General features: G+C 39.3%; 14 protein-coding genes and 2 tRNA genes. 8 read left to right on the top strand and 8 right to left on the bottom strand.

Annotation, left to right across the window (positions count from 1 at the left end; translation table 11 throughout):
• Positions 1-289: 289 nt before the first annotated feature.
• From H6H03_RS28920 to H6H03_RS28905, 4 genes are read left to right on the top strand one after another with little or no spacing between them, the layout of a single operon-like run.
• Positions 290-841 (top strand): REP-associated tyrosine transposase, encoded by a 552-nt coding sequence (locus H6H03_RS28920; protein ID WP_190958502.1) that lies wholly within the window; start codon positions 290-292, stop codon positions 839-841.
• A 12-nt stretch (positions 842-853) separates the two neighbouring features.
• On the top strand, positions 854-1,036 hold the full coding sequence (locus H6H03_RS28915; protein WP_190958497.1) for a hypothetical protein: 183 nt from the start codon (positions 854-856) through the stop codon (positions 1,034-1,036).
• Complete coding sequence (locus H6H03_RS28910) at positions 1,033-1,695, top strand: restriction endonuclease (protein WP_190958496.1); 663 nt, start codon at positions 1,033-1,035, stop codon at positions 1,693-1,695. The genes H6H03_RS28915 and H6H03_RS28910 overlap by 4 nt, the downstream gene beginning before the upstream one ends.
• Positions 1,692-3,134, top strand: a complete 1,443-nt coding sequence (locus H6H03_RS28905; RefSeq protein ID WP_190958495.1) for an SAM-dependent methyltransferase — start codon at positions 1,692-1,694, stop codon at positions 3,132-3,134. Before H6H03_RS28910 ends, H6H03_RS28905 begins: the two co-directional genes overlap by 4 nt.
• Before the next feature lie 123 nt (positions 3,135-3,257).
• Here the strand turns inward: H6H03_RS28905 and H6H03_RS28900 are convergent, their stop codons facing one another.
• The gene (locus H6H03_RS28900) at positions 3,258-4,784 is read right to left on the bottom strand and encodes an SPFH domain-containing protein (RefSeq protein ID WP_190958501.1); all 1,527 of its coding nucleotides are present in this window, start codon (positions 4,782-4,784) and stop codon (positions 3,258-3,260) included.
• Between the two features lie 215 nt (positions 4,785-4,999).
• Between H6H03_RS28900 and H6H03_RS28895 the strand changes: the two genes are divergently transcribed.
• Entirely contained in the window at positions 5,000-5,236 is a 237-nt protein-coding gene (locus tag H6H03_RS28895) for a hypothetical protein (RefSeq protein WP_190958494.1), read from the top strand.
• 492 nt (positions 5,237-5,728) lie between these two features.
• On the opposite strand, the gene H6H03_RS28890 is transcribed toward H6H03_RS28895, so the two are convergent.
• The 4 genes from H6H03_RS28890 to H6H03_RS28875 form a co-directional block, all read right to left on the bottom strand.
• Positions 5,729-5,804, bottom strand: a tRNA-Met gene (locus H6H03_RS28890).
• 1 nt (position 5,805) lies between these two features.
• A tRNA-Met gene (locus tag H6H03_RS28885) sits at positions 5,806-5,881 on the bottom strand.
• 279 nt (positions 5,882-6,160) lie between these two features.
• Complete coding sequence (locus H6H03_RS41840) at positions 6,161-6,499, bottom strand: GAF domain-containing protein (protein ID WP_313931943.1); 339 nt, start codon at positions 6,497-6,499, stop codon at positions 6,161-6,163.
• Positions 6,500-6,578: 79 nt separating this feature from the next.
• Positions 6,579-7,157 carry a hypothetical protein gene (locus tag H6H03_RS28875; RefSeq protein WP_096539324.1) on the bottom strand — a complete coding sequence of 193 codons (579 nt, stop codon included), beginning with the start codon at positions 7,155-7,157 and terminating at the stop codon, positions 6,579-6,581.
• A 396-nt stretch (positions 7,158-7,553) separates the two neighbouring features.
• On the opposite strand from H6H03_RS28875, the gene H6H03_RS28870 reads away from it, so the two are divergent.
• A complete protein-coding gene (locus tag H6H03_RS28870) occupies positions 7,554-8,210 on the top strand; it encodes a TraX family protein (RefSeq protein ID WP_190958493.1) in 657 nt (218 codons plus the stop codon).
• Between the two features lie 45 nt (positions 8,211-8,255).
• Here H6H03_RS28870 and H6H03_RS28865 read toward each other — a convergent pair whose 3' ends face one another.
• The gene (locus H6H03_RS28865) at positions 8,256-8,765 is read right to left on the bottom strand and encodes a DUF6653 family protein (protein WP_190958492.1); all 510 of its coding nucleotides are present in this window, start codon (positions 8,763-8,765) and stop codon (positions 8,256-8,258) included.
• 599 nt (positions 8,766-9,364) lie between these two features.
• On the opposite strand from H6H03_RS28865, the gene H6H03_RS28860 reads away from it, so the two are divergent.
• A complete protein-coding gene (locus tag H6H03_RS28860) occupies positions 9,365-9,790 on the top strand; it encodes a hypothetical protein (RefSeq protein ID WP_190958491.1) in 426 nt (141 codons plus the stop codon).
• 56 nt (positions 9,791-9,846) lie between these two features.
• Here the strand turns inward: H6H03_RS28860 and H6H03_RS28855 are convergent, their stop codons facing one another.
• Entirely contained in the window at positions 9,847-11,034 is a 1,188-nt protein-coding gene (locus H6H03_RS28855) for a calcium-binding protein (protein WP_190958490.1), read from the bottom strand.
• Between the two features lie 185 nt (positions 11,035-11,219).
• Here H6H03_RS28855 and H6H03_RS28850 point away from each other — a divergent pair, with 185 nt between their 5' ends.
• Entirely contained in the window at positions 11,220-13,433 is a 2,214-nt protein-coding gene (locus H6H03_RS28850) for a sensor histidine kinase (RefSeq protein ID WP_190958489.1), read from the top strand.
• Positions 13,434-13,498: 65 nt separating this feature from the next.
• On the opposite strand, the gene H6H03_RS28845 is transcribed toward H6H03_RS28850, so the two are convergent.
• The gene (locus H6H03_RS28845; protein ID WP_190958488.1) at positions 13,499-13,666 is read right to left on the bottom strand and encodes a hypothetical protein; all 168 of its coding nucleotides are present in this window, start codon (positions 13,664-13,666) and stop codon (positions 13,499-13,501) included.
• Positions 13,667-13,711 lie beyond the last annotated feature (45 nt).

The following is a 13,711-nucleotide window of genomic DNA, read 5'->3' as shown; positions in this document are numbered from 1 at the left end:
ATATCTCAAACCCGTATTTTATCATATTCACTAGTTAGCTTTTGATGCTTGCATTTACGTCTCATAAGCTAGCCACAGCAAAGCTTTGACAGTTTTCGGAGATGTCTAATTAACAATCCTGCTACTTTGCTAAAATCTTGATGATTGCGAGTTAACAAAATTAATCTACGCGATATTGCGATCGCACTTAATCATGCTTGGTTTAGTTTCGTAGGGTGCGTTGTCGCGTAGCGCAACGCACCACATAAATCATGGGCATCCTAAAAACAAATGTCATCTCCTCATGTCCATGCCCAACTACCGCAGACTCCATATTTCTGGAGCTACTTACTTCATCACCCAAGTTACTTACCAACGACAACCCTGGCTTTGCTCTGATATCGGACGTACTGCTGTTCGTGCTGCCCTTGGACATGTCAGAAAAAATTATCCTTTTTCCATTGATGCATTTGTTCTTTTGCCCGATCATTTTCATACTTTATGGACTCTGCCTGCGGGAGATAGTAATCTATCGATGCGAATGCTTTTGATCAAACGTTTTGTGACTAAATACTACGGGCATCAGCTAGGGCTTGATGTGGCTATCTCCCGTTCACGAGAAAAACGAAAAGAAAGAAATTTATGGCAACGCCGCTTTTGGGAGCATCTAATTAGAGACGATGTTGATTTTGCCAATCATTGTGACTACATTCACTATAATCCTGTACGGCATCAACTCTGTGAATCACCACAACAATGGGTTTTTTCGAGTGTTCATCGTTTTATTCAGCAGAACATTTACTCGTTAGATTGGGGTAGCAGTGGTGAGGTTCAACCTGTGTCTGATATTTGGGATGTTTGAAATGATGGTGCGTTGCGCTTCGCGACAACACACCCTACTGAATTACTCAATCATTTTTGGTTTCGTACAGTCAGTTTAATGGCGATCGCCTTTGCTCGACAACCAGCTTGCGATCGCTATCCTATACTTAATTTTGTCACAAATCAAATAGGACTGCTGTATGATATTTTGCACTTAGTTTTACTTTATTCATGACAATTTTGACCGTAGAAACTCTATGCTCAGAAGCTGCCATTTTTTCAGCGGCCGAGTCTTTACATCCAGAACCTTTGCTATATGGTGTGACTGATGGTAAGGCTGTCGGGACATACTTGGAACAAAAATTTAGACTTTATCTCAAGGAACGGTATGAGTTTGTAGAGGGTAATTCTGCAAGCGGTATTGACTTTCCAGGGTTACTTGTAGATGTGAAGGTAACAAGCATTCGACAACCACAATCATCATGTCCATTCAAATCTGCACGGCAAAAGATATTTGGGCTTGGGTATTCGCTGCTGATTTTCGTCTACGATAAAACAGACAATAGCACTAACCGCACAGCAACTCTAAATATTTTGCATACTATTTATGTAAACGCCGAAAGAACCGCAGATTTTCAGATGACTCGTGGAATTCGGAATATTATAGCAAACGAAGGTAATAAAGATGATTTAATTGCTTTCATACTCGATCGCAATTTACCCGTTGATGAAATTGAGGCAAGCAATATTGCGGATGAAATTATGAGCAATCCACCTGTACAGGGTTTTCTGACTATTTCCAATGCTTTGCAATGGCGACTCCAGTATGGAAGAGTAATAGAACGTGCTGGCCAAGAAGATGGTATAATCCCTGTTTACAAAATTAATCCATGACTGATACTGCACATAAAATAAAGATAGAGTACGGAGATTTCCAGACACCATTAGAATTAGCTAATAAAGTATGTAAAAAGCTAGTTGAACTTGGCATAACACCAGATATTATAGTTGAGCCAACGTGTGGAGTTGGTAATTTTCTTGAAGCAGCTTTAGATTCATTTCAATCAGCAAATAAAATTTGGGGAGTTGAAATCAATCTTGATTATTTAAATCAAGCGCAAGCAAAAGCTAAATTTATTAACAATAAAAAAATTGAGATTATATATGGAAACTTTTTTAAATTTGATTGGCCATCGATTATAGGTAAATCAAATCATAAAATATTAGTAATTGGGAATTTACCTTGGGTAACAAACTCGCAGCAAGGTAGCATTGATGGGAATAATTTACCGAATAAGAGTAATTTTCAAAACTATTCTGGTTTAGATGCAATTACAGGTAAGAGTAATTTTGATATATCTGAATGGATGTTAATTCAGGTTGTACAATGGCTACAAAAGCGTGAAGGTTATTTAGCGATTTTATGTAAGAGTTCTGTTGCTAGGAAAATATTAACTTATATTAGTTCTCAAAAATTACATCTTGCTTCCTGTGCAACTTACAAAATAGATACAAAAAAATATTTTCATGCTACTGTTGACGCGTGTTTACTGTTATGTAACTTTGACTCAAATTCACAAAATTATTTCTGTGATGTATTCAGCAGCCTTGAAACTTCTAATTATTATCGAATAGGCTATTGGAATAATGTACTTGTCAGAGATATTATTACATTTGAAAAGCTACAAAATCTATACGATAAAAAATCAAAAATAAAATGGCGCTCTGGCATTAAGCATGATTGCGCCAGTGTGATGGAGTTTCGCAAAATTAACAACACTCTGATGAATGGATTGGGAGAAGCTGTCGATATTGAAGAAACATATCTCTTTCCTTTGCTTAAAGGGTCTTATGTTGCTCAAAATAAAACCAAGGTTACTGATAGATATGTTTTAGTAACTCAAAGATTTGTGGGTGAATCTATCGAACATATTAAAAATTATGCTCCTAAAACTTGGGACTATCTAGAAGCATATTCACAATACCTAGACAAAAGAAAAAGTAAGATTTATCAAGATAATCCTCGATTTTCGATTTTTGGGGTTGGTTTGTATACTTTTGCTCCTTGGAAAATTGCAATTTGTGGACTTTACAAGAAATTGGACTTTAGATTGATAGGTAACATAGGAGAAAAACCTACTGTTTTTGATGATACAGTTTACTTTATTAGCTTTGATGATGAGAAATTTGCATATAAGACTTTTGAAATTTTGACTTCTTCAATAGCAAAAGACTTTTATTCATCTCTAATTTTTTGGGACGAAAAGCGCCCAATTAAGTCTAGTATTTTAAATAAATTAAACTTGGCAGCTTTAGCAGAAGTATTAATTTGATTATCTAACAAAGTTAGATGAAATCATCGGGTAAGAGAGGGTGGCTTTGAGAACATAGATAAAGGCGATCGCAAACCAAATAAGAAATCGCCCCATCCAGTAGATCGCCTTTAATTCAGTAAATCACTGTCCATTAATCCGAATTAAGTCTGTCAAAATATTATCCAAACTACCGTTAACTTGAATGCGATCGATTTTCTCTGCAATGCGTTCTAAAACTTCGAGTTCCTTGAGACGCAAGGCTACAGGGTTATCCTCCATCACTTTGGCAGTGTTTAACATACTGCGGGTGGCGGCCGTTTCTTCTCTGCGTCTGACTACGTTTGCTTGAGCGGCTTTTTCTGCTTCGACTACTTTGCTCAAGATAGTCTTAATCTCGCCAGGTAAGATAATATCTTTGACACCTACAGAATCTACTTCGATTCCATAGTCTGCGGTTTTCTGGCGGATATATTCAGATATACTTCTGTCAATTGCACCTTTATCCTCTAATAAAGCATCTAAATTGCGTTCGCCGATCGCACCACGCAATGCAAATTGTAATTCTTTGTATAAGAAGCCGGGAATATCTGACAAGCCGCTTTTTGCTCTCAACGGATCGAGGATGCGGAAACCAGCTGTCAAATTTAACCGCAGAGGTACTTTATCCTTAGAAAGGATGTCTTGACCTGATACTTCCATGTTTTGGAGTCTCAAGTCGATAGTTTCGGTTTGAAAGGAGCGTCCAAATAACCACCAAGCATGTATACCTGGCGATCGCTGTCCTTGAAACTCTTGATTAATGTATAGTAGTCCGATATGCTGTGCGGGTACTTGGCAAATATGCAAACAGTTGCGGCTGAGTAATTTGACTTCTGCTGAACCCTCAACCAACTCAGCCACTAACCGAGGCTCTAACTGAGCATCTGTGCTGATGTCGATAATTTCTACCTCAACACCTTGCCAAAACAGCTTGCGGCTTGTGGGTGGCAAAATAGAAATCACCTTACCTCGATACCGCACAATTGCAACTTGCCAATTCAGTAATTGCACTGTTTGGCAGTAGGCTGCAACAAAGTCGGGATGTTTTTCAATTAATACATCTTCCAAGGGGAAATCTGGGTTAGGCACAATTCGGCTGAGAGTCCGTACTGACACATCCCGATCTACTGACCAAAAAGCATATTCTCCAGGTTCTAGAGGTCGGATAAAATCATTTTGCACGTACAGTAAACCAATCTCATACTCCGAAATTTGGAACTTTTTTACTCCATTCAAGCTGATTTTACGTAGTTGCTGCACAAAAGAACTAGGCAATTCTAAGCTTTCTTCTAAGTTGAAGATATAAGATTCTACCTCAATAAAACCACGCCAAAAAGCCACCAATTGATTTGGTGCAACGCTTACCCAATTCTGACCGCAGCGTACTAAAGCGGCTTGGTTGTATGCGGTTCTGATAATCAATAAATGTTGTTGCAGTTCAGTCTGATGATTTCGCAACAATAGTTCTAGGTTTTCAATTTGAGCTTGTGGCTGGTTGAGGTCGTAGGTTTTAACTTGCCAATGACGACCAAAATAAGTATGTGTACCAGGCTCTAAAATTTTCTTAAAGTCACTGCGGTGATATAAAACACCGATTTCGTTAGGTTTAATATAAAATGTTTCCCACATAGTAATTTGCATAGATAATTTGAGCGATACCTGAACACAATCAGCTAAGAAGATTTAATCAAGACATTTATAACCTTGCTTGAAAATAAATACCACCTGTGGAGTAAATACAATTAATCTGGATGCAGCCGTCTAAAATACTACTTTCTCTATCTTTATAAGAGTTTACAAACCTAGAGACAAAAACTAAAGGGTTCGTTGAGCATTATGTAGTATTGTACTACATAATCTCTGATAGCGCAGGTGTTTACAGTTTAGGGTGGAGCAAAAGCTTCTCTAGAAGCGATAAACCTTTTGTCCAACTTCATTACGTCAAACAGCTCGGACAACTCATTTACCCTAATGATGATGAGATTGTCGCTGTCTTAAAACAACTAAAGCATTATGCCAACTCTGAACTCCAGCAGGCACTAACTCAAACTTTGTATTGCTATGGTGGGATTGATACTTAATATTCAGCTAAACCATGCGATCGCAAAACTGCTGACTTCTCAATTGCCAACGTTTCTGAATTACCGTCAATCGCTAATGGGATAGTGGTTAAATTTGTGCTGTACATCATAGCAAAAGATTTTTTTACTCTGCTAATACAAGTGTTTACAGTTAAAGTGCGGGCAAAAGTTTCTCCATAACTGGATTAAGATTGCTGTTACTTTCCCCAGCAATGTGGAGAAAAATAACTACGCTCAAATACGCCGTTCTATTTGCCAATTCAAAATCTCCGTAGAGAAATCAATTGTGGAAAACGAAGGGACGTACTCAAGTTAAAGAGAAAACAGTTGCGCTAGCTCCTTGACTGTAGCTATCAAACATCACCTTGGGAGTGATGAGTGACAGCAAAACACTTGCACCGCAGAGTTGAGAAAATTGGGGTCTCGAACCTTTTGGGATTCGTACCATATTGGCTACCTTTACAGGGTAGTGTCTTTTAACCCGGACAGGGTTGGGTGAAAGTATAGGAATCGAACCTACAACAAATCGATTATGAGTCGATCGCTCTTCCAATTGAGCTAACTTCCTTTGGTGTTTGATACAGGAATCGAACCTGTGACACATCGATTATGAGTCGATCGCTCTGCCAACTGAGCTAATCAAACGATGGCATAGTTTAAAGTACTCGGCGACATACGCTCAAACCAAAGGTTGGCGCACCAGTCAGGGATATAGAACCTGAACCATAGCTTTGTAACTTTGTTACTATTCCGCTTCAAATTTAGCATAAAGGGACTGGTGAATGGCGATTGGGGACTGGGGATTGGGTATTAGGAAAGTTCTTCCCAAATCCTAATTCTTATTTTTTAGTCGCCAGTCCCTAGTCCCCAGTTCCTTTCACTGGAAGGGTAATTACAAACTCAGTACCCTCGCCTAAAGTTGAATTAACAGCGATCGCTCCCTGATGTTTTTCTACTACAATTTGATGGGCGATCGCGGTTAAATACGTTTTTAGTAGAGCGATTTTCTAAATATAGTACGCCTACTAAACTGCCCTGATTGAGAATTGGCGTACACAAAATACTCTGGGGATGGTGCTGGAGGATGTATTGATCGATAACACCAGCGATGATAGTTTGGGAATCATTAACAACCATTACTTTTTGCGTGCGTCTGACGTATTGAATCAGCCGCACCGGAACCACGGTTGAGTCTGCAAGTGAAGTGCTTTGCAGATATGTTACTGGCGATAGCGAAGCGTTAGCGAGTCTTGTCTGCGACACGCTACGCGAACGAGCGTCAGAACTGCTTGCCTATTACCTATCGCCTATTGCCTATTGCCTATTACCTATTGCCTATGATTTAATCCGGAAAAGCTAAACCAGTCATAGGGTCACGAATATATAGTCCTAGTGTAAGACTACGGATTGCTTCATCCCAAACGGGTATTAGTTGTTCTGCTTGATCTGCCCAAAAATCGAATGTAATTAAGCACTGAACATTCGACCCCAAACCAATGCAAATCCGCGAAAAAGCTTCACGTGGTTCTTCTTGAGTGTCAATAAACTTAATCTCTGTCCAGACAATTTTGGCGGTTTGGCGCTTGACGGTAATAATTTCTCCCTTTTCAATGGGGTTGCGGCTGTCGTCTTCTACAACTTTCCTCAAGGTAGATTTGAGTGGAAACTGACTCCAATCGTTGGGAGGTAACTGATTAAAAGATACTTCTAGACAGCAATCATCGTTGGGCGGTTTTTTATCCATGAACTTGAAGGATTTTTCTTGTGGCTCAAAAACCCAATCCTGAGGAACATTGAAGCGAACAGCCCCGCGATTGGCGACAAATATTTTGTAGCCTGATGGAGATTCCCAGCGATGGTCAGGCTTTAGTTCAAGCGTTTCTTTAATCCACTGGAGATTGCTTTTTTTACGCTTTGCCATAGTGTTGTTGTTATCTCTGGTGAAGAGGGCACCATCAAACAGCCCGTCGTAGGCAAAAGTTTTAGCGGCGGCTGACGCCGTAGACACTTTGCGGTTACCGCAGGCATCTAAACTTTTAAAGACAGACATCGCCCTTTTTGTTAATGTTATCAAATTGCTATAGAAATCTGCTTTGATTTGGAAAATTTATTTGCGTGCTGTGCTTCGGGCACCACAAGCGCCATAGAGACGAAATAGGCAATCAGCAACAGCAAAGCAGGCTTTTTGAATTGTAACTAGCTTCGCAAAAATCAAATATGAATTTTATAGCAATTGGAATAACTATTATATTAAAGGAAGAAATAAATAATATTTTATGGATTTTATATTAAGGAATCCAAGGGAATACTCAGCGTTGTGATTAAACTCTCAGCTTTCAGGATTAAAATCTTAGCAGCAGTATTCATGGTTATGGATCATGTGTGCTATTTGCTAATGCCAGAGTTACTAATTTTGCACATTGTTGGGCGATTGAGCTTTCCACTTTTTGCATGGCTGCTGGCTGAAGGCGAAAAACACACCCAAAATATATACCGCTATGGAAGTAGACTATTAATTGCAGCAATTATATCTCAGCCAATCTATACTGTTGTTTTCAAGAGCTTTACACTAAATATTCTTTTTACCCTTCTGCTTGGGCTTGGAATGTTGCGCTTAGTAAATCGTTGTTCGCAATTATGGCAGAAATTAACAATTTATGTATTGTGTGCAGTCGTCGCTGAAACCTTGAATTTTGAGTATGGAGGATATGGGATTGGAGTAATTATATTTATGTCTCTAACAGGCAAAGTGAAGCCGAAAGTATGGTTGCTCTACTGGTGCATCTTTCACTTAATCTTAGTAGTTATATCTAGGATTTCTTTAATTCAAGGTTGTGCAGTTTTTTCAGGATTAATTATTTTTCAATTCAATGGCAAACAAGGTTCGCAAGCTAGATGGTTTTATCTGTTCTACCCGACTCATTTAATAATTTTAGGTGTTATAAATTATTTAATATCGTCCAGGTATAATTGAGGATTTAATAAGCGATCGCCTAAATGAAATCATCGTTATGCTGCATCAATACAGCCAGCTTTGATATTCTTGATTTACATCTTTCATGTCGTTGTAAAGCCACACCATGCGATCGATGAACCAAAGTTTACCTAGTGTAACTAGGGTATAACCCAACACAGTAATCCAGATGTTGAGTTCGATTAAGCCCCAAATGAGTAAAATTCCACCAAAAGCAGAGATACCATTGAGAATATTAGGCACATGATGATGGTGCTGGGGAACAGGAATTCGATCGCGATTCAACCAAACTCGTTCGCCAAGAACACCTCTAGATATCCAATTGTCAGTCGATTTTGGCTTGGGAAAGATGCGCGGGTTCAACCATATCCAAACAATGGCGATGGTAACAGGAATGAGCGACCACCAACCCAACCAAACACGGCTCCACACTGCAAAAATTAGCAGTGGTAAGACACTAATAAAACGCGTCCATCCACTCCAAGGGTTAGCATGACGTAACCAAGCATCATCGCTCATGCTAAAGGCTGCTGCTATGTTTCTTTCAAGAGTCATTGGAATATCTCCTGAGTTTCAAGACTATTGTAAAAACAAACGCGATCGCATGAGTTGATGCGTTGAAGAAGAATTTAGAATTCAGGATTTAATCAATTAGCCATTAGTAGTGTGCTGTTGCTAGTGCTTAGTTAGCAAAATAACCTTTTACTTTCTCAAAATGGCATTTGACTGTCTCATTTTGGTGTTTTCCGCAAGTAAAATGAGCTTTTACCTTCTCAAACCCCAGTTTGCTTTCTCATTTTGGTGTTTTCCGCAAGCAAAACAAGCTTTTACTTTCTCAAAATGCCTTTTGATTTTCTCATTTTGCTATTTTCTGCAAGTCAAACAAGCTTTGGCTTTCTCATTTTAGTATTTTCCGCAAGCAAAACAAGATTTTGCTTTATAAAAATGCCTTTTGACTTTCTCATTTAAGTACTTCGCGTATTTATGACAAATATCAGGCTGGTAGCAAAAGCTGTTGCAGATTTGCCGAAATTCTCCCAGGCTGATTCATACGGAAATTTTTTAAGGTAAAGAATATTAGCAGTTATCAGTTATTAGCGATCGCTTGTTCACTGTTTACTGTTTTAACCGTACTGAATTACAAGGTGTAAATTATGGCTCGTAGAAAAAGAACTTCCGCAGTCTTAGAAAAAGCAGTGCGTCGTGCTGCTGGGATAAACTCAATTGGTTCAAATTTAGATTTAGGCAATGGACTCACTTCACCTGCATTTTCAAGCCTGATTGAGAAGATGCGAAGTAGAGAAAATGCGTACAACAGTGCGCTTTCTAATTTGGATAAATTGTATCGTGAAATGCTGGAAACAGAAGACGAGTTGGCAGACATGACAGAACACATGCTGATGGCAGTTGGTACTCGATATGGCAAAAGTAGTGTAGAGTACGGGATGGCGGGAGGAGTTCCAAAAAACCAGCGTCGTAAGGGGCTGCGAGGCGAATCGCCGACTTTCAAGGCTGATGAATCGTCATTTGTTGCTAGTGTACAGAGCAAGAATGGAAAAGAAACAGCAACAACAAGTTAGGATGTGGGCTATTAGTAGAGACGTTGCAATGCAAGGTCTCTACAAGGATTTTGATATTACACCAAATCTACTGAACCTGTATATCCTTTGAGAACTCCCAAAGAACCACCACATGAATTAATTAGTGTGTCATTTCCGATGCGGCTGAAGCTGGCGTTTAAGCCATTGACATTTAAGCGATCGCCACAACTAAAATTATAGATGGTAGCAAAACCACTGCTTCCCAAAATTACTGTATCTGTTCCTTCATCCAAATAGACCTTATCATTTCCGCCGCCTTTGACCTCTACAGATGAATCAAACAGGTTTGTATCTTGACTTAAAGGTTCGGGTAAACAAACCGTTCCTCCCCGCAAATTGATTACATTATTGCCACTTCCCACTCGGATAGTATCATCACCCGAACCGGCAAAAATTAAATTATCACCTGAGCCAGACTGAATAATGCTGTTGGTATCGTTTGTAATAATTGTATCGTTGCCATCACCTGCATAAATTTTGGCAGAACTTAAGCCAGGGATACCAACAGCCAGAATAAAATCCTCACCTTTGCCTGTTCTAATTGTAGTTTCACCATAGGGAAGAACAGCAATTTGATTGTCACCATCTCCAGCTATGATGTTTTGCTCATAGGATGGCGAACCACTGTCAAAAATATAAGTCAATACTGAAACTTCACTGGTGATAACGTCATTTCCTGAGCCTGTATTAATCCTGGCATCTCCAGCTCCCAGAAAAATTAAGTTGTTACCTTTTCCACCATTAATGTTTCTGTTAGCAAATCCCCTTAAATAAAAAACATCGTCACCCGCTCCTGCTGAGGCAACTAATTTTGGAATTGCTTCTAAGCCAATAATATTATCATCAGCATCGAACAGATAGTTTCCACCATAATCATCTAAAAAGTTGTTTCCACTGCCTAAACGAATTACGTGATTGCCTGCTCCTACACTGACATAATCATCTCCCTTGCCCGTATATACAATTGCTTCAAAATCATTAGGATTACAGGGCAATGAACTAGTTTGTAAAACCTCACCGCTAAAAATGCTACTATCAAAATTAAATGTGAGATCTACTTTTCTTCCTAATAAAACAACATCATTGCCATCTCGCGTGTTTACAATATTGTTGTTACCTTCTACAACAAACCAATCTGCATCAGCAGTACCGTGAATTCTTTGATTACTCTCTTGAATGACTTGTTGAGTATAGGTAATACCGCGAAAAATTTGGGCTGTCATAAAAATTTCCTTTAAAGCTCACTACAGTTTAATGAAGCGCAAATGTGATGTAGATGAGCTATTATTCTCAAAAGCTGAAGAAAATCCGGTAAATTTTCTAGAATTTTTCCTATAAAGGTGAGTATCTAGTCATCTTGGGAACTATACAAGTAGATCCAATTAACATTAACTTGCAGTTCCTCCCAATGAAGACTCGCCATTTTTACAGAAACAAGGCGCTACCATTACAAATTGTTCTTGTTGTTCCCTTCGCGCTCCAAATTTTTGCAGCGGTCAGTTTAGTGGGTTATTTGTCTTTTAAAAATGGACAAAGAGCAGTTAATGACCTGGCAGAACAGTTGATAGATCGTACTACTGAAGTGGTGGATGAACACCTCAAGTCTTATCTTTCCATTCCGCAAACCTTAAATCAGATCAATGCAGATGCTATCCGCAGAGGAATATTAGATGTGGGCGTGGACGCAGGTGGTCTTAGGCATCGCCAAACCGTTGGCAAGTATTTCTGGGATCAAATGCAGGCGTATAACCTGACTTATATTGGTATTGGACTAACCACGGGTGAAGGGCTGGGTGTTGCTCGTTATGATGGCAAAACTATTAACATTGAAGATTGGACTGCCAACCCTCCTAACAATGTCTCCACTTATGCTACCGACGAACGAGGCAACCGAACTCAGGTAAACACTCGGTGGGATTGGAAAAATTCTGAGCAATCTTGGTATACCGAACCAATAGCCGCCAATAAACCCATTTGGGCAAAGATTCTGGTAGAAAACTTTCCTAGTGGCCCCTACATCGCTGCCTCTGCCAGTCGTCCAATTTATGATTCCCAAAATCGCTTGTTAGGAATGATTGCTTGTGATATTCATCTGCTCAAACTGGGCGATTTTTTACGCAGTTTGGATATTAGTCAGTCTGGACGGGTGTTTCTTTTAGAACGGAATGGCAAATTAATTGCCACTTCTGGCACAGAAAAGCCTTTTACCTTAATTAATCAAAAGGCTGAGAGATTGCAGGCGATGGACAGTAATGACCCAATAATACAGAACGTTGCTAAACACTTGCAAAGCTTTAATGGGTTTGAGTCCATCACCGAAGACACAGATTTTAAGCTGGAGTTACAAGGAAAACAGTATTTTGTAGATGTTGTACCTTGGCGTGACAAGTATGGTTTAGATTGGCTGTTAGTGGTGAGTGTGCCAGAAAACGCATTTATGGCACAAATTAACGCCAACACACAAACCGCGATCGCGTTTTGTTTTGCTGCATTAATTGTTGCCTCGGTGATGGGGGTGTTTACCTCCCATTGGATTGTACGCCCGATTTTACGCCTAAATCGTGCAAGTAAGGCAATGGCATCTGGCAATTTAGATCAGACAGTACAAACTAGCCCCATTCAGGAACTCAATACCCTGTCTAACTCTTTTAATTACATGGCAGAACAACTGCTTGAATCGTTTACGGCCTTAGAGAAAAGCAAGGAAGAACTGGAAGACAGGGTAGATGAACGTACTACTGAACTAAAAAATACATTAGAGGAATTACAACGCACTCAATCTCAAATTATTCAAACTGAAAAAATGTCTAGTCTGGGACAACTAGTTGCTGGAGTCGCACACGAAATTAATAATCCAGTGAATTTTATTCATGGCAACCTCAATCATTTACAAGAATATTCCCAGGATTTATTAGCATTTGTGCAATTGTATCAGCAGTACAATTCTAACCCTGTTCCAGAAATTCAAATTGCTGCCGAAAAAATGGATTTGGAGTTTTTACAGGAAGACTTACCAAAAATTTTGTCTTCCATGAAAGTGGGCACCGATCGCATTCGCGAAATTGTACTGTCATTGCGGAACTTCTCCCGCATGGACGAAGCCGAATTTAAAAGCGTTGATATTCATCAGGGCATCGACAGTACTTTGATGATTCTGCAACACCGCCTCAAAGCTAAATCAGAACAATCTGAAATTCAGGTAATCAAAGACTACGGCAATTTACCCCCAGTAGAATGCTATGCCGGGCAACTCAATCAGGTGTTTATGAATATTTTAGTGAATGCCATTGATGCTTTAGAAGAAAGTCACGTCAAGGATACTCATCAGGAAAGCAAGGACAATTTTAGTCAAATTATAATTCGCACATCGGTCGTTAATTCAACGTGGGTAAAAGTGGCGATCGCTGATAACGGAGTTGGTATTTCTCAAGAATTGCAGCAACGAATATTCGATCCCTTTTTCACTACTAAACCTATTGGCAAAGGAACCGGAATGGGTATGTCTATTAGCTACCAAATTATTACAGAGAAACATGGCGGCAAACTAGAGTGTTTCTCAACTTTAGGAAAAGGAACTGAGTTTATTATTCAAATTCCTGTACGCCGAAAAGCTCATTTGTAATTCGTAATTCGTAATTCGTAATTCGTAATTCGTAATTCGTAGATGGTAATTGTGAGAGATTTAATTTAATGATAAAGGAAAAATTTGAAGGACTTGTGAAGTAGTTTTGCTTTGCTCAGTTCATCCTGTGTTGTGTAACGATTGGTCTTTTGTGTTTCTGATGGCAGTGAGCGATCGCCTACAGCAGGACGCAGTTGAACTTCGTTTGTGGGTAGCGAATTATATCCGTCCAAAATATTTATACTTGCAAGTATGATACTGTATATACAATCAAAACA

It is taken from the genome of Nostoc paludosum FACHB-159, assembly GCF_014698835.1.
Lineage (GTDB): Bacteria > Cyanobacteriota > Cyanobacteriia > Cyanobacteriales > Nostocaceae > Nostoc > Nostoc paludosum.
This window is presented reverse-complemented; position numbering and strand designations above follow the sequence as displayed.